Below are 22,235 nucleotides of genomic sequence, written 5' to 3' on the forward strand. Positions count from 1 at the left end.
ATAAAAAGATTCAGTGCCGTTTTTTATTATTCGTCATGCTGTTTCGCAAGCGTTGAGAATAATCATGCCGTCTTTAAATTTCGCACAGCAAGCTATTTATCCCTATAGCTTTTATTTGCATAAGCTCTTGCGAATTTGTCGTAAAGGATCGGGAATGCCTGATTGCTTCTGCACTTTTCTTTGTAGCATGATGAATGAAGCGCCGCTGGTAGCAAGGCAGACAACCACTTTCTCAGCAGTCAGCCCGTTTCAGGTAAAACGTTTCAGGGAAAAAGTTCGCCCGGTTCCACGCAGAATAAATTAAAAGGTCACAGCGTGTTTTCAATAAAATCCCCTAAACAGTATTCGCAACTTCCCGGTATTCGCGCGCGGGTGGGTGAATTAATTTCCCCGCTGGCGAACAGGATTTTCATTATTTCCAGCCCGGCGGCCTGGCAGGCCGTTAACCCGGAACTGGAAAACAGCCTGGCCGCCGCCGGCATCCGCTATCAGCTGGCGATGCTCACCACTGAATGTACGGAGGTGGCAATCGCGGATTTGACGGCGGAGATGCAGGCGCATGGCAGCACGCTGGTGCTGGGCATCGGCGGCGGGCGCGTGCTGGATACGGCGAAAGCCGTCGGTAACGCGCTGGACGAGGTGAAGATTGTCACCCTGCCAACGCTGGCCGCCACCTGCGCCGCCTGGTCACCGATCAGCATTCTCTATACCGCCAGCGGTGCCCATCAGCGCAGCCAGCCGTTAAGCCAGATGCCCGAGCTGGTGCTGGTGGACAGCGAAATCATTGCCCGCAGCGACGTCCGTTTCCTGAAAGCGGGCATCGTCGATGCGCTGGCCAAGTGGTATGAATTTCAGCCCTATCAGCGGCATAACCCGGACAACCTGGCGCTGAATTTGAAGGCGCTGATGGCCCGTCAGGCGGTGGAAGTGTTCGCACAATGGGGCGAGCAGGCGGTGCGGGATAATCAGCAGGGCCAGGTTACGCCCGCGCTGGAGAAAGTCATTGAAGGCTGCATTGTGTTAGCCGGTATGGCCAACAGCATTCGCGATGCCGATCCGACGCCGGGTTTTGCCCACGCCATTCACAACCGTCTGACGCATCAGCCCGAGCTGCACGACTGGCTGCACGGTGAGAAAGTCGGCTTCAGCCTGCTGGTGCAGTCGCGAATGCAGCAGCCGGATGGCCAGCCCGACGCCGGTTTGCTGGCGCTACTGCGACAGTACGATGCGCCGTTAACCCTGGCACCGCTGATCGGCAACCGCACAGAGGCGATCCAACGCATCGCCCGCGAAGTGAAATTTTCGCCCGCCAGCGCCGCGCGTCTGCCGTTCGAGATTTCCCCGGCCACGCTGGAAAAAGCCTTGCTGGCGACCGAAATTGGCTAACCCTTTTCAGACGCAGGCCGTGTTGGCGTGCGCTTTATTATTCCAGGACTGATTATGCAACCGACTCCGTCTTCACCCCGCCAGCTTCGCCTGGGTTTGTTTGTTCAGCCGTTGGGGCAGCACGTCAGCGGCTGGCGTCTGACCCGCCAGCTGGGTTCGCCGACCGATATCGACTGGCTGATCCAGATTGCGCAGAAGGCCGAAGCCGGCCTGTTTGATATGTTTTTCGTCGGTGATGCGCTGGCTACCAGCGTGCACCGCCTGCCATCCACCATGGCGCGCCTTGAGCCGCTGACCTTACTGTCGGCGCTGGCGGTATCAACCAAACATATCGGCCTGGCGGCCACCGCTTCCACCACCTTCAGCGATCCCTTTACCCTCGCGCGCAGCTTCTCGTCGATTGACCATATCAGCCGTGGCCGTGCGGCCTGGAATGTGGTGACCTCGTTCTCCACCGACGTGGCGCGCAACTTCAGCCGCGACGATATGCCGGGCCATGCGGAACGCTATGCCAAAGCGCGCGAATTCCTCGAGGTCTCCTTCAAGCTGTGGGAAGCCTGGGAAGAGGGCGCGGTGCAACCGGATGCCGCCAGCGGCAGCTATTTTGTTGATGACAAGATCAAGGCCATTAACCATCAGGGCGAGCATTATCAGGTGCAGGGCCCGCTGAATATCTCCCGTTCGCCGCAGGGACGGCCGGTGATCATTGAAGCCGGTTCTTCGGAGGATGGTCAGGCGCTGGCGGCGGAAACCGCCGAAGTGGTGTTTACCGCGTCCGCCAGCCTGGAAGAAGGTCAGGCGTTTTACCGCTCCCAGAAGCAGCGGGTGAAAGACGCCGGACGCAATCCGGATCATCTGCTGATTTTGCCGGGCGTGATGCCGATTGTTGGCAGAACCCGCGAAGAGGCGCAGGCGACCTGGAAAGCGCTGAATTCGCTGGTGGATATTGAGAATGGCCTGCGCCAGCTGTCGGCACGCTTTGGCCTCGATCTCAGCCAGTATCCGCTGGACGGCCCGGTGCCGGATGCGCCGGAAGGCGAGGGTAACCAGAGCCGGGTGCGGCTGTTTACCGAGATGGCGAAACGCGACAACCTGACCCTGCGCGAGCTGGCAGCGGTAGCCGCCGGATCCCGTGGGCATCGCGTGGTAGTGGGCACGGCCGAAGATATCGCCGATGACTTCCAGCAGTGGCTCGAGCAGTCGGCGGCGGACGGCTTTAACATCATGCCTGCCACCGTGCCGGAGCAGCTGGATCTGTTTATCGAGCGGGTGGTGCCGGAGTTGCAGCGCCGTGGCCTGTTCCGCGAGCAGTATCAGTTCAACACCCTGCGCGAAAACCTCGGGCTGCCCGACTACAACTGATCCTTTTCTCAGCCGGATGCGCTCCGGCTTAACCGCGAGATCTCTTCATGACCATTACCCTGTCCCGCCGTGTTCAGCGCGTTTCCCTGTCGGCGAATGCTGCCGCCCGTCAGCTCACCCAGCGCCTGCAGGCGGAAGGGGTGGATATTCTCGATCTTACGGTGGGTGAGCCCGATTTCGATACGCCTGAACATATCAAGCAGGCGGCATGTCAGGCGATTGCGCGCGGCGAGACCAACTACACGCCGACGCCCGGCACGCCGGCGCTGCGTCAGGCGGTGCAGCGTAAACTGTTGCGCGAAAATCAGCTGGCGTATGACATCAACCAGATTGTGATCGCCAACGGCGCCAAGCAGATCATCTTTAACGCCTTCGCCGCCACGCTGAATGACGGCGATGAAGTGCTGGTGCCGGTGCCTTACTGGCCGACTTTTCCGGACAGCGTGAAGTTTAACGGCGGTGAGCCGGTGCTGCTGGATTGCCCGCTGGAGCAGGGCTTTAAGCTGCAACCGCAGCAGTTAGCGGCAGCGATTGGGCCGAAAACCCGCTGGCTGGTGCTGAACTCGCCGGGTAATCCCAGCGGCGCGGTGTATGACGCCGCCGAACTGTCGGCGCTAGCGGCGGTGCTGCGCCAGCATCCGCAGGTGCTGGTATTGCTGGATGAGTTGTATGAGCACGTGCTGTTCGATGGCCGCCAGCATCAAAGCCTGCTGAACGTTGCGCCGGACCTGAAGGATCGTATTTTGCTGGTGGGCGGGGTGTCGAAAACCTACGCCATGACCGGCTGGCGCATTGGCTTCGGCGCGGGCCCGAAGGTCCTGACCGACGCGATGGCGGTGGTTCAGTCGCAAAACAGCTCGGGGGCCGGATCGGTCAGCCAGGCTGCGGCGGTGGCGGCCTTTAACGGCGGGCTGGATTTTCTGGTGCCTCAGCTTGCGGCTTATCAGCAACGTCGCGACAGCCTGGTGGACGCACTGAGCACGGTGGATGGCCTCAGCGTCAGCTCGCCGGCCGGGGCCTTCTTTGTGTTGTGCCGCTGCGCGGACGTGCTGGGTCGCATCCGGCCCGATGGCCGCACGCTGGCAAGTGAAGAGGATGTGCTGAGCTATTTACTGGAGAGCGGCGTGTCCGGGGTGGCAGGCAGCGCCTATGGCCTGTCGCCGTATTTCCGCCTGTCGATTGCGACGGACCTGGCGTCGGTACGCGAAGCCGGTCGCCGCATCCAGACCGCGTTCGGGCAGCTGCGCAAGGCGTGATCGACGGGGCGTAACCTTGCGATAACGGTCGGTGTAACCTCAGGATAATGGTGAGGTTAACTTCACGATAAAGTCGGGCGTAACCTCGTATCCGGTTACGCCTGACCCCTTAAAACCGCTCTGCGCGGAACGCCGCCAGCATCGGATGTTTCTCCCCACTGACAATTTCCCCGGCCAGCAGCTCGCCAACAATCAGCCCCAGCGTGGCGCCTGAATGGGTGAAGGCGACATAGCAGCCCGGCACTTTTTCCAGTTCACCCAGCACCGGATCGCCATCGCCCGGGATCGGCTTCAGACCGGCCTTCCAGCCAGCGGCTTGCAACGGCGGATGCCCGGCCAGCAGCTTTGTCGTCTCCGCCATCAGCTCAGTGACCACCGCCTGCGGGATCTGATAGTTGCCTGCGGCATCCTGGGTAAACTGCGCTTCATACCAGTCATGATCCATCACTAACGTACTGCCCGGATTGGGTCGCACCGCCGATCTTGGCGTATTCAGCACCGCTTTCAGCCCGTGATCGACCGGTTCGCTGGTCACCAGCATTGAGACGGGCGAACCGTTGGGGATGGTCACGCCCAGCGGCTTCACTACCTCAGGGGTATTAGGTCCACAGGCCACCACCACCACCCCGGCGGAAAACGCACCGGCCGCATGGGTGGACACGCCGGTGGCACGTCCTGCGCTGTCGGTTTGCACCGTGGCTTTCCCGGCCTGCTCAACCAGCTTGCCGCCTGCGGCCTTGAACTCGGCCAGCAGCTGGCTAATCAGCGGCGGCAGGCTGACCCAGCCCTCGCCGGGATTGAAGATGGCGGTGGCGGCCATCGCCCCGGTGGCGATATTCGGCGTAAAGCGGTCGACGGTGTCGGGCCCAACCAGCACCGAGGCATAGCCGTGGGCCGCTTCATAAGCATGACGCGCCAGGCTGCCGGCCTCGTCGTTTTTGCTCCAGCACAGGCCGCCGTCAAAACGCAGCCAGTCGACGTCGGGCTGCTGAGAAAACAGCGTGCGATAGCGGTCGATCCCGGCCATGCGCAGATTATGGTAGGCAAGTGAGCGCTCACCCGCAGAATTCAGCCAGGCCAGCGAGCGGCCGGACGCGCCGGAGGCAGGCTCAGCCTCGGTAATCAGCGTGACCTGTGCGCCAAAGCGCTGCAAATGGGTGGCGATGGAAACGCCGATAATGCCGCCGCCGATCACGGCAACGGTTTTGCTTGAAGCGGTTACAGCCATAGAACAAATTCCTTATCAGTCAGACAGAGTAAGAGGCGGTCAACGGCCAACAGGGCGTTACAGCACTTCCGAAAGAAACTGGCGCAAACGGGCCGATTGCGGTCGGTCGAAGATCTGCTCCGGCGTGCCGCTTTCGACAATTTCACCTTCATCCATAAACACCACCTGGTCGGCAACCTTGCGGGCAAAGCCCATTTCATGGGTCACCACCACCATGGTCATGCCGCGCGTGCACAGGTCGGCCATCAGCGTCAGCACCCCTTTCACCAGCTCGGGATCGAGGGCAGAGGTCGCCTCATCAAACAGCATCACCTGCGGATCCATCGCCAGCGCCCGGGCAATCGCCACGCGCTGCTGCTGGCCGCCGGACAGATCGCGCGGGCGGTGGTCGGCGCGGGTGGTCAGGCCCACTTCATTCAGCCGGTCTGCCGCCAGCTTAAAGGCCTGCTTTTTCGGCAATCCTTTGATTTTCCACGGGGCCAGCGCGACGTTCTGCAAGGCGCTGTGGTCCGGGAACAGATTGAAGTGCTGGAACACCATGCCAATGCGCAGCCGCAGCGCGTCGGGGTTCTCTTTCAACACTGAACGGCCAGCCAGCAACACATCGCCGGATTTCGGCTCGTGTAGCCGGTTGATGCCGCGCAGCAGGGTCGATTTTCCCGAGCCGGACGGGCCAATAATGCAGGTGGTGGTGCCCGGTGCGACGCTGATCGACACCTTGCGCAGCACCTCAATCTCGCCGTAGGCCAGCGTCAGGTCGCGCAGCTCAAGGCTGGCGCCGTGAAACGCGCGCTCCTCGACCGGCGCTGCCGGGGAAGTCTGCTTCAGCATCTTATTGTCCTCTGTCGGGCGTCAGCTGCGACGCAGGATGGGTGGCAAGCGCGTTGCGTTGCTGCACTTCGTCCACTTCTTTCAGCCCGCTTTGTGGCGCGGTCGCTTTGCGGCGTCCGGTGCGGTAACGGGCATCGACATAGTTCACCAGATGGGTCATCGGCACGGTGATCATCAGGTAGAACAGCCCGGCCAGCATCAGCGGTGACAGGTTGCCGGTCAGCACTGCCGCATCCTGGCCGACGCGGAACAGCTCGCGTTCGTTGACCATCAGCCCAAGCAGATACACCAGCGAGGAGTCTTTGATGATGGCAATAAACTGATTCACCACCGCCGGTAACACGCGACGGATGCCCTGCGGAATGATGATCAGGCTCATGGCGCGGGCGTAGCTCATGCCCAGCGCGCGGCAGGCCTCCAGCTGCCCGCGTTCCACGCTTTGGATCCCCGCGCGGAAAATCTCGCCCATATAGGCGCTGGCAATCAGGCTCAGGGCGAAAATCCCCAGCGGATAGGGGCTGGGGCCAAAAATCTGATAGCTGAAGCGGGCCAAGCCCTGGCCGATCAGCAGGATGGTGAGGATCGACGGCAAACCGCGAAACAGGTCGGTATAGAGGCGGGCAGGAATGCGCAGCCAGCGGGACGGCGAAATGCCCATCAGCGCCAGCAGCAGGCCGATTGAGGTGCCCAGCACGGTGGCGCAGAGGGAGATGATCAGCGTGTTGATCAGCCCGGTGCCGAGCAGCTGCGGCAGAACCTGTAACATCGACGGAAAGTCGAAAAACGTTTTCCTCAGGATCTCGAAAATATCCATAGCAAGGACTCACTTTCTTTAGGCGGCGCGAAGGTCACGCCGCCGGGTAAAGGGGCGCGTTTTCAGGACTGGCTGGTCTGGTCAGCGGCAGGGAGATACTGTTTCGGCATCGGCGAGCCCGGGAACCATTTCTCATACAGGCGTTTCCAGGTGCCATCTTCCATCGCCGACTTAATCGCTTTATCCAGCGCGGTTTTGAACGCCAGCTTGTTTTTGGCGATGGCAAAACCGGCCGGCGCGTCAAACGACGGAATGTCTGCGGCATGGATCAGGTCATAACGGTCGGCGTAGGTTTTGGCCGACTCATAATCGAGGAACACCGCATCCACCGTGCCGTTGTTCATCGCCGAGATCGCCGCGTTGTTATCCGGGAAGCGCACCAGGTCGGTCTGTTTAAAGTGATCGACCGCATAAGACTCCTGCAGGGTGCCCTGGATCACCGCCAGCCGGTGTTTGGCCAGCGTATCGACGTTCTTCACCCCGGAGGTTTTGCTGGTCAGCACCGTCAGGTAACCCGCCAGATAGCCGGAGGAAAAGTCCACCGTCTGCTCGCGCGCTTTGGTGATGCCAATCGCCGCCACGCCCGCGTCGTACTGACCGTTCGCCACCGCCGGCAAAATCCCGGCAAAGTCCTGGCCGATAAAGTCCACGTTGTTGATGCCGATGCGGTGCGCCACGTCGGTAAAGAACTCGACGTCGAAGCCGGTGAACTGGCCGTTGGCATCGGTGAAGGTATAGGGTTTGGCATCGCCAAGGCTGGCGACGCGCAGGTGGCCGGGCTCAATCAAACCATAGGGATTGTCATTACTGGCCGCCGAAGCAGCGTTGGTGAATAAAGAGACCGCCGCGAGAAGGGAAGCGGCCAGAGCGATCAGGGGCTTATGCGATTTCATAGTCAGTCCGTTTTTGTTGTGGATAACATCAACGACTATTGAGAGCGGATCGGTTTATTAGTATGAGACCGGTCTCAATGCAGGTGGCTGAAGGGCGACAGGGTGGTTGTGAGACCGGTCTCAAGTCAGCTATAGTGATAGTAGACACAGCCGGTAAAAGCCGTCAATCTTCATCCACTCAACATGTGATTCGAAATTATTATGACCAGAGCAGCAGCACGGGCCAAAGCCCCGACCGTCGCCGATGTGGCCCGCGAAGCGAACGTGTCGAAAGCGCAGGCCGCCCGCGCGTTGGGCGGCTATGGCGCAGTGAGTGACGAGGTGGCCACCCGCGTGACCGATGCCGCCAGCCGCTTAGGCTATCGCCCCAACGAGCTGGCGCGCAGCATGAACACCGGACGCTCGAACACGCTGGGGGTGATTGTCGGCGATATCGAAAATCCGCACTTTGGCCTCGCGCTGCGCGGCATCTCCGACGTGGCGCGCCAGGCGGGTTACCATGTGATCCTCAGCAACAGCGATGAGCAGGTGGACATCGAACAGGAAGCGGTGCGGGTGATGCTGGATAAGCGCGTGGACGGCATTATCGTCGCGCCCTGCAGCTCGGCGGCCGGAGACAATCCGCATCTGGCGCAGATTCTGGCGGATGGCTGTGCGCTGACGCTGTTCGATCGGGGCGTTTACGATCTGGATGTGGAGGTGATCGGCGTGGACTTTACGCCTGCGGCACAGGAAGCCACGCAGCAGCTGCTGGAACTGGGACACCGGCGGATTGCCTATGTCACCAGCATGCAGTGCGAGGGCGGCTATCAGCAGCCGGAGGATTTGGGGCTGACCCCGGTGGCGCAGCGTGTGGCGGGCATGGAACGGGCGTTTCTGCAGGCGGGCGTGACCTTCCTGCCGGAGATGATTAAAACCGATGCGATTGATGATGCGGCAATCGGCAAGATTGTCGCGGAACTGTTTGAGAATGGCCCGCCGCCGTCGGCGATTGTCGCCTCAGACAGCCTGATCGCCCAGTCGCTGATGCGTGAATTCGCGCTGCGCGGGCTGCGGATCCCGCAGGATTTGTCGTTTGTGATGTATGACAATTTCCCGTGGACGGAAATCGTGTCGCCGCCGCTGTCGGTGATTGAGCAGCCGGTGTATGAGATGGGCCGGGAAGCCGCCCGCCGCGTGATTTCACAAATCCGTGGCGATGATGCCGGCTCCCAGCCCACTTTCACTCCCCGTTTTATCCGCCGGGGGTCGGTTGGTCCGGTCAGTACAGCTGGCGATACAGCTCGGTAATATCGGCCAGCGTGGCGTCGCGCGGGTTGCCGCCGGTGCAAACATCGTCCAGTGCCGCCTGCGCCAGCGCGGCAATGTCTTCTTCTTTCATGCCGACATCACGCAGCCTGGCGGGGATGCCGACGTCGGCGGACAGCTGTTTCACCGCGTCGACCGCCGCCACCCGCACTTCGCTCAGGCTCAAGCCGCAAACTCTTGGGACGTTCATCGCCCGGGCAATATCACGGTATTTTTCGCCGGTGTATTCGGCATTCCATGCCATTACGTGCGGCAGGATAATGGCGTTGGCCACGCCGTGCGGCACGTTGTAAAACGCCCCCAGCGGATGCGCCATGCCGTGAACCAGCCCCAGCCCGACGTTAGAAAAGCCCATGCCGGCGATATACTGTCCCAGCGCCATATCTTCCACACCCTTGGCTTCGCCTGCGACCGACGCCCGCAGCGAGCGGCTGATAATCTGCATCGCCTTCAGGTGCAGCGCATCGGTTAACTCCCACGCGCCTTTGGTGGTAAAGCCTTCAATCGCATGGGTCAGGGCATCAATGCCGGTGGCCGCTTTCAGCGAGGGTGGCATACTGGCCATCATTTCGGCATCGACGATCGCCACCACCGGAATATCGTGCGGATCGATGCAGACGAATTTGCGGCGGTTCTCTTCATCGGTGATCACGTAGTTGATGGTGACTTCGGCAGCGGTGCCGGCGGTGGTGGGAACAGCAATGATTGGTACTGACGGGTTGCGGGTGTCGGCGAAGCCTTCAAGGCTGCGCACGTCGGCAAATTCCGGGTTATTGATAATGATGCCGATGGCTTTTGCCGTGTCCTGTGGAGAGCCGCCGCCGATGGCGATCAGGTAGTCAGCGCCGGCGGTTTTAAACAGCTCCACGCCCTGCTGCACCACGCTGATGGTCGGGTTCGGCACCACCTCGTCATAAATCATATAGGGCAGATGGTGACGGTCGAGCAGCGCGGTGACTTTCTCCACCACGCCAGCTTTCATCAGCGCTTTGTCGGTCACCAGCAACGCTTTGGTAAAGTGGCGTTTGTTCACTTCACTGACGATTTGCGCGATCGATCCCGCACCAAACCAGGCTGTTTCATTCAATACCATTCTGTGTTGCATATCGGCTCCTGCCTTGAAGGTTTTTATTATTACTCGAGAGGTCGGGGGGAAATATGCGCAGGAAATAGCCGGTGGGGTATTGATGGAGATCAGTCCAGGGCGAGTTTTTCTCGCCCTGGTGAGGTTAACGCGATGGATTAATTGTGGGCATATTTGCCGGACGGTTTTTCGTCAGCGTCGGTGGAAATTTCTTCATCATCGGTGATTTCGGGCACCGACAGGCTGGCCGCCACGCCCCAGTAGTAACAAACCAGAGAGGCGATAGTCACCAGGATCATATCGGTCGGCGACGCGATCGCATTGATGCCGCCAAAGGTGCCGAGATACGACAGGATCAGCACCAGCAGATAGTAGACCAGCAACCACCAGGCGCATTTCAGATCGCGGCCTGAGGTGTCCGACTTCTTACCGAATAGCGCATAGCCCACCCACGCCAGCACCAGAATCGGGATCAGGATTTCGTTAACCGACCAGCCGCTCCAGTAAATTAGCAGCGTACTGGCGACAAACGCCAGCGGGCTGAGGATGGCGGCAACCGGCAGGCGGAACGGACGGGGCATATCCGGCAGATGACGACGGAAGGCGCCCAGGGTGATCGGGCCTGGCATATAGGTGAACACGGTGGCCGAGGTAACGGCACCAATCAATCCGCCCCACACCTGGAACTCCGACGGCAGCGTCCAGGCAATCGACAGGATCAGTGACAGCCATAGCGCGCCGCGCGGCACGCCGGATTTGGCATCCACTTCACCAAAGATTTTAAACAGGTGGCCGTTACGCGCCCAGGCAAACAGCACGCGGCTGGCCCCGGCGAGGTAAATATTGCCGGTACCGGCCGGAGAGATCACCGCATCGACGAGGATCAGGTTAATCAGCCAGGTGATCCCCAGGCTGCGCGCCAGATCGGCATACGGCGACTGGAATACCTGCTTCAGACCATCCCAGCCGTGCGCCGACAGCGCTTCGGACGGAACCGCACCCATAAACGCATATTGCAGGGCGATATAGATCACGAAGCTCACCGCGATGGCGATGATGATCGACAGCGGCACGTTGCGCTGCGGATTTTTGGCCTCACTGGCGAAGTCCACCGCCTGACGGAAGCCGAGATAGGCAAACACGATGCCGGCACCGGTCAGCGAGGTGAAGATGCCATGCGCGCCGCCCGGTGGCGGTGGTGGCACATCAAGGTTTGCGCCGTGGTAATACATAAACAGCGTGCCGATGGTCAGCAGCGGCACGATGAATTTGAAGGTGGTGACGATGGTGTTCACCCGGCCAAAGAAGCTGACGCTCCAGTAGTTCAGCAGGAAGAAGCCGACCAGCAGCAGGATCTGCACCGCGAAGCCCAACGCCGTCGGGCCGCCCGCGCTGTTACTGACCGCCGGCCACCAGTACTGGGCATACTGACGCACCGCTTCCACTTCCACCCCGGCGGTGCTGGTGTAGGCCAGCAACGAACTGACGCCGATCACAAAGCCGACCACGTTGCCGTGTGAGAAGTTGGGGTAACGCACAAAGCCGCCGGCGCGCGGAATGGCGGCAGAAAGCTCGGCAAACGCCAGGCCAATCATCAGCACGATAATTGCCCCTAAAATCCATGCCCATCCGGTCTGTGCCCCGGCATAACCGGAGCTGGTCAGCGCCGCATACAGCCAGCCGGAGCCGATCATCGAGCCGATCCCCAACAGGCTGAGATCAACCAACCCTAACTTTTGTTTAAATGCCGCCTTCGCCATAGGAACCTCATGATGTGATGTCGCGGGTTATTGCTTACCGCTTTCTATTTTGGGTAATACGGTAAAAGGGGGATGTAGCATATTACGTGCCAGTAAAAATAACGGCGCGTGACGGTATTAATTTACCGGTGAGTTTCTGATGAAATAAGGGCGTAATACGGGCGGAATAATTGCGGAGGGGGTTTAATACATTCGCGGAGAAAAAAGGCGGTGAGCGCCAGTAGTGCGCTGCGCACCCGGATGATCCATTATTTAAACTTTATAATGGATATTTACATCCAGATATATTCGTGGCTTATTCCCGGCGGATTTAAGGCGTCCGCCGGGTGAATCGCATATTAGTTGGACATAATGCTGGCCGCTAATTGCGCACTGTCAGGCGTATTGCCGATTAATTCGGTCAGCAGATTATTCACCCCATCGCTCATCGGCGTGAAGTGGGTTTGCGCCGAGCGGGTGACCACAATAAACACGCCAACGCTGTACTGCGGCACCATTGCCATATAGGTAATAAAGCCACCGCCACCGCCGGTTTTCTGGATGATGCCAGGACGGCCGCCCTGAGGGGCCATATATACCCAACCCATGCCCAGCGCCGTGGCTTTGCCCGGCACATCCATGCCGATGACTCTGCTTAACTGGTCGCGCTGATAAATCATGGTCTGAATGCGGTCGGCCTGCGGCGTGCGCGGATGCACGTCGGAGGAAAGGAACTGCTGCATCCAGCGGCCCATATCATCCGGCGTCGAGTAAATGCCGCCGCTGCCAATCGCCGCCAGCGTATTCATGCACGGGCTGGCGCCTTTCGCGGCCACCATCAGGCGACGACACTGGTCCGGTGACGGCGTAAAGGTGGTGTCCTTCATGCCCAGCGGACGGGTAATTTCACGCTGAAGCAGCGCCGGATAGGGCACGCCGGAGGCTTTAGACAGCGCATCACCCAGCAGATCGAAGGCAAGGTTCGAGTAGGCCGCCTGACTGCCCGGCGCGGCTTTCAGCTGGGCATTGTCCAGCCAGTTCCAGCGCTGAGCATGCGTCGGCCAGACAAACACCGGACGCTGCGCCTTGCCGCCAGGCTGTTCGCGAGGCAGGCCGCTGGTGTGCGTCGCCAGGTTGATCAGGCGAATGGTTTGCCCGGCGTAACCCGGCACGCTGCTGCCGGCAGGGGCATATTTGCTTAACGGATCGTCAAGGCGAACCACGCCCTGTTCAGAGAGCTTCACCAGCAGTTCGCTGGTCAGCAGTTTGGTCAGCGAGGCAATGCGGATCACCGAGTCTTTCTGCGGGCGCACGTTGCTGCCTGGACGGACATAACCCTGGCTGGCAAAAACGCGCTGGTTGGCATCAATTGCCACCATCGCCATGCCGGTTGCCTTGGTGTTGTAGAAGATGTTCTGCGCGTAGCGGTCAACAATCTGGGACGCAAGAAGCGGGTCGGGGCTGGTTCTCGCTGCCATGCCGCTAAGCGGAAGGGCAACAAGCATTAGTGCCAGCAAACGGTGAAGAAGGGGTTTCAACGTGCGGTCATCCATCTGAGTCAGGCTTAAGAGAAACCTTATAGTAATCTGTTTTAACCCGGCTTAAAAAGCCGTCAGCGTGCTTTTATCAGCGACTTTCGCCACAAATTTGTATCAAGAGGGCACAGGCGTGCCCTCTCAACAATCAGGCCAGCGCCTGACCGTGGTACTGCGCGTCGTTAACCTTGAACACGCTGATCGCCCGCGACAGCTGTTCTGCCTGCTCTTGCAGCGATTGCGCCGCCGACGCCGACTGGTTTACCAACGCGGCGTTCTGCTGCGTCACCTGGTCCATCTGGGTGATCGCCATGCTGATCTCGTTGATGCCGGTGCTTTGCTCTGAGCTGGCAATTGAGATTTCGCCCATGATGGCGGTCACGCTTTTCACGCTGCTCAGCACTTCTTCCATGGTGGTACCGGCTTTTGCCACCTGCTTGCCGCCTTCGTCCACTTTGCTGACCGAGTCTTCAATCAGCTGGGCAATCTCTTTCGCCGCTGAAGCAGAACGCTGCGCCAGGCTGCGCACTTCCGAGGCCACCACCGCAAAGCCGCGACCCTGTTCACCGGCACGCGCCGCTTCTACCGCCGCGTTCAGCGCCAGGATGTTGGTCTGGAAGGCAATGCCGTCGATCACGCTGATGATGTCGACAATTTTGCGTGAGGAGCCGTTGATCATCTCCATGGTGCTGACCACCTGCTTCACCGCATCACCGCTCTGGCTGGCGACTTTCGACGCCAGCGCGGCCAGTTCATTGGCCTGGCGGGCGTTGTCGGCGTTCTGCTTGACGGTTGAGGTCATCTGCTCCATTGCCGAGGCGGTCTCTTCCAGCGAGCTGGCCTGCTGCTCGGTGCGTGATGACAGGTCCATATTGCCCGCTGAAATTTCGCTGGAGGCGTTATGGATCAAATCGGTGCCGGAGCGCACTTCGGTGACGATGCGCAGCAGGTTTTCGTTCATGTGCTTCAGGGCCTGCATCAGCTGACCGGTTTCATCGGTAGAGTTGACGCGGATCACCGTGCGCAGATCGCCTGCCGCCACGTTCTCGGCAATGGTCACCGCTTCACGCAACGGACGCACGATAGAGCGGGCGAGGAAATAGCCCAGCAGGACTGCGGCCAGGATCGCCAGGGCAGAGAAGATCAGGGTGATTTGAATCGCACTGTTCCCTTCCGTGCCGGCCAGCGCGCCTTCAGCAACCAGCTGTTGCGACTGCGAGTCGGCAAAGGCGGAGGCCAGATTCAGATAGGTATTCTGTGCCGGGGTCATTTTTTGCAGGGCGAATTCGGCCGCTTCATCTTGTTTACCGGCGCGGATCATCTCCAGCAGCGTGGATTTAGCCGTTTCAAATGTCTGAGCCGCGTCTTTAACCGCCTGAATTTTTTTGATACCCACGGGCGTGGTTTGCAGCTGGGCAATTTTGCCCACCGCCAGATTGGTTTTGTCGGTGGCGTCAGTGAGCTGACCGAAGCGCTTAACGTTGTATTGTGGGCGGGTGGTGTCGATAACCATGCCGCGCAGGAATTTAATCTGATCGTTGACGCCATCGCGCACGTCAAATGCCAGGCGGACTTTGATATAACGATCGCTGACGATGCTGCTGACCGCGTCGTTAATGGTGCTGATTTTGACTACTGCGGTTACGCTCACGATGATCAACAACAGGATCACCAAACTGAACGCAGCGCCGAGGCGAACCCCGACCTTCATATTTTTCACTGATGCCATCACATGTTTCCCTCTGAAAGACAGGGCTTTCGTTTGCGCCCCTGAAGCAGGTTAAATCGGCAACAGGGGCGAAAACTTGATGAATATTTGTGAGGCAGCTCTCAGTTTATTCGGTGGCGGTCACCTGCAGGCTGACCAGTCCGATGCCCAGCTTACGCGCTGCAAATCCGTCGATAGCGCCTTCGGCGGTCTCTTCCGGCGCTGGCGGCAGGATTTCAATGGTGCGCGACTGCGCTGGATTAGTGAAATGAATCTTAAGCGTGCTGTCGGCATTGGTCAGCGTAATCTGTTGCGTGCGGTCACCCACCTTAACGGTGAACGGCTTCTGGCTGTTTTTGCCAAAGGCCCGCGCGGTCAGCGTCAGGTCAAAGGCTGCCGGCAGCGGTTCCAGATACTGCACGGTGACGGTCGGCAGCAGATTGGCGTCAGACCAGCGTCCACCCCAGGGTTCGATAAAGGAGAGGCCGGTGACCTTTTGCACCTGCTTCGGCAGGCCCGGCAGGCCGAACATGATGTGGTCGGCGGTATAACGCAGATCGTCATCGGTGACTCTCAGGCGCGTTACCGCCTGCTGATAACGCGCGTCGCTGTTATCGCCGGTCTTTTTGAAGGACACCTTGCCCAGCGTGTTGCCCGGTTCAATCTGCTCAATTTGTGGCGCAGAGTTCAGCGTGCCGTCAGCGACGCACAGGCCAGGGTTCAGCTCCAGCTTCTCGTCCCAGACATCGCCCATTTTGAAGCAGCGATCAATCCAGACAAACTTCTCGTCGGGCGCAAAGTTCGCCAGCTGTTGCTTTAGCGGGGTTGCGAGGTAGACGTCAAACTTTGGCTCAATCCTGTTCGGCTTCACCGACAGCAGCAGCGGCAGCTTGAAGTGCATGCCGGAGAAGCTGAAGGTGTTGCTGACCGTATCAATTTTGTAATCGGAAATCGATTTCGGGAAGTTCCACAGCTTGATGACGTCGGGCTTCCACTCGTTGATTTTGTCTTTGATATTAAGATAGGTGGCTACCATCGAGGTCGACGACAGGCTGCTGCGGCCAAGGCCGATAAAGTTATCGCCACCCATCGCATCCAGCACCGTCGCGCCGTTATCCAGCGTGCTGCGTTTCACCGGCAGCACTTTGCTGGTGACGTCGTTGCCGCGCACCATAAAGAACAGATCGCTGCGGTCATGCTGATTCAGGTATTTGTAGGCGGTGTTGTTCATCGCCAGGTGATCGGAACTGACCACGATAATGGTGTTTTTAAAGTACGGCGTAGCCTGAATGCGCTGGATCAGCCGGGCAATATGTTCCTGGCTACAGGCCACTGCGGCAAAGGATTTGTTCGGTTTGCCCTCATACGGATAGTCTTTGCGCTGGCAGCTGCGCGAGATAAATCCGTCCGGATGATGGGTATCGACGGTCAACGCAAACAGCGAGAAAGGGCGGTTCTGCTTTGCCAGCTCAAAGTATTTATCGAACACCACGTCCAGCAGCGTGTCGTCATACCAGCCCCAGTCGTTGCGGTAGTTGGGGTCTTTGACCACCGATTTCAGCTCGTTATAGCCATACAGATGGTCGAAGCCGTGCGAGGAGAGGAACAGGTCTTTGCCGGCGAAGCTCAGGCTCGCGCCCTGGTAAAAGTAGTTCTGGTAGCCGGAAGACTTCAGGATGTCACCCAGGCAGACGTTCTGCGGGTAGAAGGTGGAGAGCGAGCTGGAGGCATTGCCGTCAAACGGTGCAAACAGCGGGATGCCACACTGCGAGGCCACCATCCCGGCAATGGTATATTCGGTTCCCGGCAGCTGTTCGGTATTGCTGAAGTCGTAGGCGTTATCTTTAATCTTGCTCAGTTCCGGCGCCAGACCGGGAAAGGCTTTTTCATCGAAGTAGGTGCGTTCCAGGCTTTCGGCATAGATATAAACCAGATTGGGCTTATCCCCGCGAAGCTGTTTTCCCGGCACTTTGTAATGGGTATAAAAATCGGAGTTACCTTTTCCGACCTGGGATTTAATCAGGCTGGCCACCTGCTGATAGGCCGGCGTGGTATTGATCGAGGCAACGGCCAGAATCACCGCCAGCAGGCTGTAGAGCGGACTGGCGCGATGGCCTTTGCGCAGGCGTAACAGCCAGGACAAAACGCCAAACAGCACAACCAGCGCGACAATCAATCCCACCGCCGGAAGAATATATTTGCTGATCCCCGCGCCGCTTAAGCTGCTGGTAATGGTGTAAATAACCGCGTCATTAATGCCTTCGCCGGTAAAATAATTACTCGCGAGCATTGAGGCGTTCAGAATGATATAGATGCCAAGAAACAGCAGAATAGCGCTGAACCACAGTTTATTTCTTCCGGCTTTCCAGGTGTAAAGCGACACTGAAGCAATGAACAGTACCAGCGAGAGTAATTCTGAACCCATGAGCTTATTTTTATCCTCAACCTGACGCGATCCCTGCCCTGTGCCGGAAGTAGCAGTGGTCTGATCTGCGCGTAATATGCCAATTTAGCGCAGCGAATTATCCCTGGCAATGTTGTTACCACCCAGCAAAATGCGCCTGACCGCGCGATTTATGACGGTCTGTTTACACTTTGTTTAAGTTTGTATTATTTTCAAATCGGTTACATTAACGTTTTTCGGGGCGTAAGTGGGGCAGATGACGGGAAGTTCGTTGAATTATCAGTAAAATGCGGGTGTTCTCCGCCAGCCTGCTTGCGGAGTGTTAAGTTAAATTAACGTTATGTGCTCGCCGGTTGCCCGCCAGCGACGTAACGGAATTCAGATTTAGATCACGTTAAGCCAGGTCGTTAAGCTCTTCATGCCAGAGGCTGTCCATCGCCCGCTCCAGCTTTTTGAACAGGCGATAACGGGGTTCATGGAAGGCAACGCGGGCAGCGTCGGGCTGCAAAATCACCGGGTTGAGCTTGACCGCCTGCGCCACGCCTTCCGCCAGATTCGCCCAGATCCCCACGCCGACGCCGGCACAGATTGCCGCGCCCAACGCGCCGGTCTCTTTACACTCCGCGACCTGAATCGGGATCGCCAACACGTCGGCAAACATCTGTGGCCAGACGCAGCTGCGGCTGGCACCGCCAGAAAGAGTGGCCGAGGTGAACGGCAGCCCGGCCGCGCGCAGCCGATCGATATGCGCACGGTGAGAAAAGGTCACGCCTTCAAATAAGGCGAACAGCATATCGGCGCGGGTATGCCAGCCGCTGAGGCCATAGAATCCGGCTTTGGCCGGTTCTTCTTTCCGGCCGGAATAGAGGTAGGGATGGTAGACCGGCAGATGCGCATCCGGCACCACCTTTGCCACTAAATCACTGCTTTGTTCTGCGCCGCCGCTGCGGCCGTCGGCAAACTCGCGGATAAACCAGTCCAGATTGGTCGCCGAGGTGGCGCTGGCTTCAATCGCCATATAGCGATCGCGCTCAATCAGGGCGTTCATAAAGACCGGACGCAGATAATCGGGGCGGGACACCACCACCTGATTAATGCTCCAGGTGCCTGCCACAATCGAGGCTTCGCCTGGCGACACCACGCCGGAGCCAACGGCACTGGCCACCACGTCAAAGATCCCCGCCACCACCGGAATACCGGCAGGTAAACCGGTAAGCTGCGCGGCATGTGGGGTGACGGTGCCGACCACTTCGCAGGATTCATGCAGGGCGGGAAGCAGCGGCAGGGCGTCCGCCAGGTCGTACAGGGCCAGCAGGTCGGCGCTGTAGCCGCGAACGCGGTGATCAATCAGCCCGGCTCCGGACGCATCGGAATAGTCAGCACTGACTTCGCCAGACAGGAAGTGACTGATAACGTCCTTGGCACAGAGCACATGGCCGATGCGCTGATACAGTTCCGGCCAGTTTCGCTTCAGCCAGCTCAGCAACACCGGCGTTGAGCTGGCCCAGACTTTTTGCAGCGAACGGGCATAAATCGCCGCTGCGTTGCCGCTCTGTTCCAGCTCCTCCACCCGGTCGGCGGCGCGGCTGTCGACCGACTGAATGCCGATTAACGGCTGCTGCGCCTGATCCAGCGCATACAGCCCGTTGCCATGCCCGGCGGCACCGACGGCAATCACCTGCGCATCCGGCATCTGCGCCAGGCAGGCTTTGATGGCGGCGGTGACGCCCAGCCAGACCTCGTTCACCGGTCGTTCGGCATAGCCGGGCTGTGGCTGGTGGGTTTCGCCCGCACAGCTGGCAACGGCGCGGACCGTGCCATCCAGATCGAACAACACCGCCTTAATCATGGTGTTGCCGGCATCAATGCCCAGCAGTTGGCTCATCGCATTTCTCCGTTTCAGCCAGCACGCTGATAGATCGCCAGCGCCTCTTCTCCGCTGACGCCCTGATGAATTATCGCCATCAGCGCCGTCACCACGCTGGCCGGATTGCTGTGTTGATAGACGTTACGGCCATACACCATGCCGGATGCGCCCTGCGCCATCAGCGCCGCGCTTTTGGTCAGCACCGGGCCAAGTTCACCCTTGCCGCCGCCGCGCACCAGCGTCGGACAACGGGCCGCTTCCACCACGCGGTGAAACTCTTCCACGTTATCGGTCGGATCAACCTTGATGATATCCGCGCCCAGTTCGCGCGCCAGCCGGACCAGCGGCACCATTTTCTCCACGTCGCCCAGCGAGCCATAGGCCGCGCCCTGTCCGGCCGCTGCCATTACCAGCGGCTCAATCATCAGCGGCATGCCGTAACGCTCGCAGGCGTGGCGCAGCCGGCCGATATTCTCAATGCACTGGCGAAAAATGCCCGGCTCATCGGGGATCAGATAGAGATTCACCACCACTGCCGCCGCGTCCATTTGCAGGGCCGCCAGAATCGGATCGTCCGGATTGTGCAGCACCGCCCACATCTCACGATGACGGGCGGCGTTATAGGCATTGCCGACGTCGGTGCGCAGCACCAGCGCGGGCTTGTGGCGCTGGGGCAATTGCTGAAGCAGATCGGCCTGGCCGTAATTGACCTGAATCGCGTCAGGCTGAGCGGTGACCAGGCTGCGCATCACGCTGGCGATATCTTCCAGGCCGATCAGGAAATCGGGCTCGTTGGCGATGCCGTGATCGATGGCGACATCCAGGCATTTACCCTGATTAAAGAGTCGGTTAAGCCTCACTTTCTGACTGGCTGACATGGCGGGTTTCCTTATTAACGGCCACAGGAGAAAGCCTGCCGAGCCCGTGCAGGCTGGCAAGACGTGCAAGGGTGTGATCGAGGTGCTGCGCGGCCTGTTCCGGCGACCAGCCGCGCGCCTCCGCCAGCAGGCGGTTGATCTCCGCAATCAGATCAACGGTCAGCTGTCCGCTGATGGCCAGCGGCGTGCGGCGAACCAACAGGTCCTCCAGCGTCTGCACCTGCTCGTGCGCGATCAGGAAGCGTATTTCGTTCTGGCTCCAGTTCGGGTTAGCCTGCAACGGCTGGTCAGGCTGGAGTGCCATGGTATGCAGCATCGCCTGGGCGCGGGTGCCGTAACGGGCAACCAGCTGTGAAACGCGCGCCGGCGTCAGGCCGAATTCCTCACTCAGTTCGTGCATCCAGATGGGTTTTCGCGCCGCATTGGGATAATTGCGGCCGCCGCCAATCGCCAACTCCACCGTGCTGACCTTGCGGCTTTCGCCCAGCAGCTTCAGCACGCGGTCTGCCGCTTCTTCGCCAAATTTGCGGAAGGTGGTCCATTTGCCGCCGACCAGGCACAGGGTGGTGAACTCCCGTCCGGCCACCGGCGGCAGTAACACTAATGAGTGATTGCGTGAAATGGTGCCATTAAAGGCCGAATCGCTGGCCGGAAGCGGGCGCACGCCGCTGAAGGTATAGAGCACGTCTTCGTCTTTGACCTTAAGGTGGGGAAAGACGAAGCGCAGCGATTGCAGAATATAGGTTTTCTCGTCCGCTTCGCAGACCACATCATCCGGGTTATCCACCCGAATATCGGTCGAGCCCACCAGCACGTTGCCGTACCACGGGAACATGATGCAAACCCGGCCTTCCTGATTCTCGTAGTAGACCATTTCGCCATCCAGCATCTGCAGCAGCTCCGGGCTGCGCAGGATCAGATGCGAGCCCTTGGTGCCGCCAATCAGCTTTTGCTCCGGCAGGGTCGGGCTTAAGGTGCCGTTCAGCCGATCGATCCACGCGCCGGTGGCATTGACCACCACATGCGGTCGCAGCGAAAACGTCTCGCCGCTGAAGCTGTCGCGCAGGGTGATGTTCTCGCCATCACACTGCTCAACGCTGACATAGTTCAGCGCCAGCGCGCCTGCGGCCGCACGCTCGGTATCGTCAATCAGTTCAAAGCCCAGCCGTTCCGGTGCGGCAATCCACGCATCGTAATAGGCGGCGCTGCACTTCACCCAGTCGGCAAAACCCGGCCAACGTTGTTGGGTCTGTTGTTTAGTGTGCAGCTGATGTTTGGGCAGGGTGCCGAAGCGGCGGGACCAGGTGTCATACAGCGCCAGGCCGGTTTTGATCACCAGCGCGCCGCGACGACTCGGTTTTTCGGACAGGCGCAGGAAGCGTTTTCCGGCATTCATCAGGCCACCACCCCAGCTGTCAATGGGCACGGTGGTGCGCAGCGGGGCGACGAAGTGCGGCGCATTTTTTAACAGCCGGTCGCGCTCCTGTACCGACTCTTTCACCAGCGAAAACTCACCGGTTTCCAGATAGCGCAATCCGCCGTGGATCATCCGTGACAACGCGCCGCTGGCAGCCTGACACCAGTCGCCTTTTTCCACCATCACCACCGGGATCCCCTGCAGGGCCAGCTCGCGGAAGGTGCTGATGCCGTTAATGCCGCCACCAATAATCAGTACCGGCGTGCGGGTGAGTTGCCGGAGCCGGGTCAGTCGCGCCTCGCGATCGTCAGGCCTGCTGCTGTCTGATGCCATGCTGTCCTCCTTATGCAATCCTTTGTGAGGTATAGCAGTCAGGGACAGAAATTCACTTTGGTGTTGCAAAAGTGTTAACCCGCGCAGCGTTAACGGCGCTTATCGGCAAATTATTGCAAAACATCAATTCTGATGAGAATGCTGCACAGGAAACGCTAAAAACCGCACAAAATGCTTGATTTCGTGAGTAAA

General features: G+C 59.4%; 16 protein-coding genes. 4 read left to right on the plus strand and 12 right to left on the minus strand.

Annotation, left to right across the window (positions count from 1 at the left end; genetic code table 11):
- Positions 1–315: 315 nt before the first annotated feature.
- From ACXKZG_RS03160 to ACXKZG_RS03170, 3 genes are read left to right on the plus strand one after another with little or no spacing between them, the layout of a single operon-like run.
- The gene (locus ACXKZG_RS03160; protein WP_134822797.1) at positions 316–1,386 is read left to right on the plus strand and encodes an iron-containing alcohol dehydrogenase family protein; all 1,071 of its coding nucleotides are present in this window, start codon (positions 316–318) and stop codon (positions 1,384–1,386) included.
- A gap of 54 nt (positions 1,387–1,440) precedes the next feature.
- The gene (locus ACXKZG_RS03165) at positions 1,441–2,748 is read left to right on the plus strand and encodes an LLM class flavin-dependent oxidoreductase (RefSeq protein WP_471720958.1); all 1,308 of its coding nucleotides are present in this window, start codon (positions 1,441–1,443) and stop codon (positions 2,746–2,748) included.
- A gap of 47 nt (positions 2,749–2,795) precedes the next feature.
- The gene (locus tag ACXKZG_RS03170) at positions 2,796–4,004 is read left to right on the plus strand and encodes an aminotransferase class I/II-fold pyridoxal phosphate-dependent enzyme (protein WP_488875679.1); all 1,209 of its coding nucleotides are present in this window, start codon (positions 2,796–2,798) and stop codon (positions 4,002–4,004) included.
- 109 nt (positions 4,005–4,113) lie between these two features.
- Here the strand turns inward: ACXKZG_RS03170 and ACXKZG_RS03175 are convergent, their stop codons facing one another.
- The 4 genes from ACXKZG_RS03175 to ACXKZG_RS03190 form a co-directional block, all read right to left on the minus strand.
- A complete protein-coding gene (locus tag ACXKZG_RS03175; protein WP_488875680.1) occupies positions 4,114–5,232 on the minus strand; it encodes an NAD(P)/FAD-dependent oxidoreductase in 1,119 nt (372 codons plus the stop codon).
- Positions 5,233–5,289: 57 nt separating this feature from the next.
- Complete coding sequence (locus tag ACXKZG_RS03180) at positions 5,290–6,063, minus strand: amino acid ABC transporter ATP-binding protein (RefSeq protein WP_346567190.1); 774 nt, start codon at positions 6,061–6,063, stop codon at positions 5,290–5,292.
- A gap of 1 nt (position 6,064) precedes the next feature.
- The gene (locus ACXKZG_RS03185; RefSeq protein ID WP_013203914.1) at positions 6,065–6,877 is read right to left on the minus strand and encodes an amino acid ABC transporter permease; all 813 of its coding nucleotides are present in this window, start codon (positions 6,875–6,877) and stop codon (positions 6,065–6,067) included.
- Between the two features lie 62 nt (positions 6,878–6,939).
- The gene (locus ACXKZG_RS03190) at positions 6,940–7,770 is read right to left on the minus strand and encodes an ABC transporter substrate-binding protein (RefSeq protein ID WP_488875681.1); all 831 of its coding nucleotides are present in this window, start codon (positions 7,768–7,770) and stop codon (positions 6,940–6,942) included.
- A gap of 201 nt (positions 7,771–7,971) precedes the next feature.
- On the opposite strand from ACXKZG_RS03190, the gene ACXKZG_RS03195 reads away from it, so the two are divergent.
- Positions 7,972–9,060 (plus strand): LacI family DNA-binding transcriptional regulator, encoded by a 1,089-nt coding sequence (locus ACXKZG_RS03195; RefSeq protein ID WP_488875682.1) that lies wholly within the window; start codon positions 7,972–7,974, stop codon positions 9,058–9,060.
- On the opposite strand, the gene fucO is transcribed toward ACXKZG_RS03195, so the two are convergent.
- From fucO to ACXKZG_RS03235, 8 genes are all read right to left on the minus strand, one after another.
- Positions 9,032–10,183, minus strand: coding sequence for a lactaldehyde reductase (fucO, locus tag ACXKZG_RS03200; protein WP_013203911.1), 1,152 nt, complete (start codon positions 10,181–10,183; stop codon positions 9,032–9,034). The genes ACXKZG_RS03195 and fucO overlap by 29 nt on opposite strands.
- 137 nt (positions 10,184–10,320) lie before the next feature.
- Positions 10,321–11,922: an APC family permease gene (locus ACXKZG_RS03205; RefSeq protein WP_488875683.1), complete on the minus strand. Its 1,602-nt coding sequence runs from the start codon at positions 11,920–11,922 to the stop codon at positions 10,321–10,323.
- A 338-nt stretch (positions 11,923–12,260) separates the two neighbouring features.
- Positions 12,261–13,454: a D-alanyl-D-alanine-carboxypeptidase/endopeptidase AmpH gene (gene ampH, locus ACXKZG_RS03210; protein WP_134822788.1), complete on the minus strand. Its 1,194-nt coding sequence runs from the start codon at positions 13,452–13,454 to the stop codon at positions 12,261–12,263.
- A gap of 130 nt (positions 13,455–13,584) precedes the next feature.
- The gene (locus ACXKZG_RS03215) at positions 13,585–15,165 is read right to left on the minus strand and encodes a methyl-accepting chemotaxis protein (protein WP_488875684.1); all 1,581 of its coding nucleotides are present in this window, start codon (positions 15,163–15,165) and stop codon (positions 13,585–13,587) included.
- Positions 15,166–15,271: 106 nt separating this feature from the next.
- A complete protein-coding gene (gene opgB, locus ACXKZG_RS03220) occupies positions 15,272–17,569 on the minus strand; it encodes a phosphatidylglycerol--membrane-oligosaccharide glycerophosphotransferase (protein ID WP_488875685.1) in 2,298 nt (765 codons plus the stop codon).
- Between the two features lie 373 nt (positions 17,570–17,942).
- On the minus strand, positions 17,943–19,433 hold the full coding sequence (locus tag ACXKZG_RS03225; RefSeq protein WP_488875686.1) for an FGGY-family carbohydrate kinase: 1,491 nt from the start codon (positions 19,431–19,433) through the stop codon (positions 17,943–17,945).
- A gap of 14 nt (positions 19,434–19,447) precedes the next feature.
- Positions 19,448–20,293: a class I fructose-bisphosphate aldolase gene (locus ACXKZG_RS03230; protein WP_041692131.1), complete on the minus strand. Its 846-nt coding sequence runs from the start codon at positions 20,291–20,293 to the stop codon at positions 19,448–19,450.
- A complete protein-coding gene (locus ACXKZG_RS03235; protein ID WP_488875687.1) occupies positions 20,265–22,043 on the minus strand; it encodes a glycerol-3-phosphate dehydrogenase/oxidase in 1,779 nt (592 codons plus the stop codon). Before ACXKZG_RS03235 ends, ACXKZG_RS03230 begins: the two co-directional genes overlap by 29 nt.
- Positions 22,044–22,235 lie beyond the last annotated feature (192 nt).

It is taken from the genome of Erwinia sp. 2186, assembly GCF_057812255.1.

Coding starts and splice junctions, on each gene's coding strand:
- ACXKZG_RS03230 (WP_041692131.1), bottom strand. CDS start 20,293: ATGTCAGCCAGTCAGAAAGTGAGGCTTAACCGACTCTTTAATCAGGGT.
- ACXKZG_RS03170 (WP_488875679.1), top strand. CDS start 2,796: ATGACCATTACCCTGTCCCGCCGTGTTCAGCGCGTTTCCCTGTCGGCG.
- ACXKZG_RS03205 (WP_488875683.1), bottom strand. CDS start 11,922: ATGGCGAAGGCGGCATTTAAACAAAAGTTAGGGTTGGTTGATCTCAGC.
- ACXKZG_RS03215 (WP_488875684.1), bottom strand. CDS start 15,165: ATGGCATCAGTGAAAAATATGAAGGTCGGGGTTCGCCTCGGCGCTGCG.
- ACXKZG_RS03195 (WP_488875682.1), top strand. CDS start 7,972: ATGACCAGAGCAGCAGCACGGGCCAAAGCCCCGACCGTCGCCGATGTG.
- ACXKZG_RS03180 (WP_346567190.1), bottom strand. CDS start 6,063: ATGCTGAAGCAGACTTCCCCGGCAGCGCCGGTCGAGGAGCGCGCGTTT.
- ACXKZG_RS03185 (WP_013203914.1), bottom strand. CDS start 6,877: ATGGATATTTTCGAGATCCTGAGGAAAACGTTTTTCGACTTTCCGTCG.
- ACXKZG_RS03190 (WP_488875681.1), bottom strand. CDS start 7,770: ATGAAATCGCATAAGCCCCTGATCGCTCTGGCCGCTTCCCTTCTCGCG.
- ACXKZG_RS03235 (WP_488875687.1), bottom strand. CDS start 22,043: ATGGCATCAGACAGCAGCAGGCCTGACGATCGCGAGGCGCGACTGACC.
- ampH (WP_134822788.1), bottom strand. CDS start 13,454: ATGGATGACCGCACGTTGAAACCCCTTCTTCACCGTTTGCTGGCACTA.
- opgB (WP_488875685.1), bottom strand. CDS start 17,569: ATGGGTTCAGAATTACTCTCGCTGGTACTGTTCATTGCTTCAGTGTCG.
- ACXKZG_RS03165 (WP_471720958.1), top strand. CDS start 1,441: ATGCAACCGACTCCGTCTTCACCCCGCCAGCTTCGCCTGGGTTTGTTT.
- fucO (WP_013203911.1), bottom strand. CDS start 10,183: ATGCAACACAGAATGGTATTGAATGAAACAGCCTGGTTTGGTGCGGGA.
- ACXKZG_RS03175 (WP_488875680.1), bottom strand. CDS start 5,232: ATGGCTGTAACCGCTTCAAGCAAAACCGTTGCCGTGATCGGCGGCGGC.
- ACXKZG_RS03225 (WP_488875686.1), bottom strand. CDS start 19,433: ATGAGCCAACTGCTGGGCATTGATGCCGGCAACACCATGATTAAGGCG.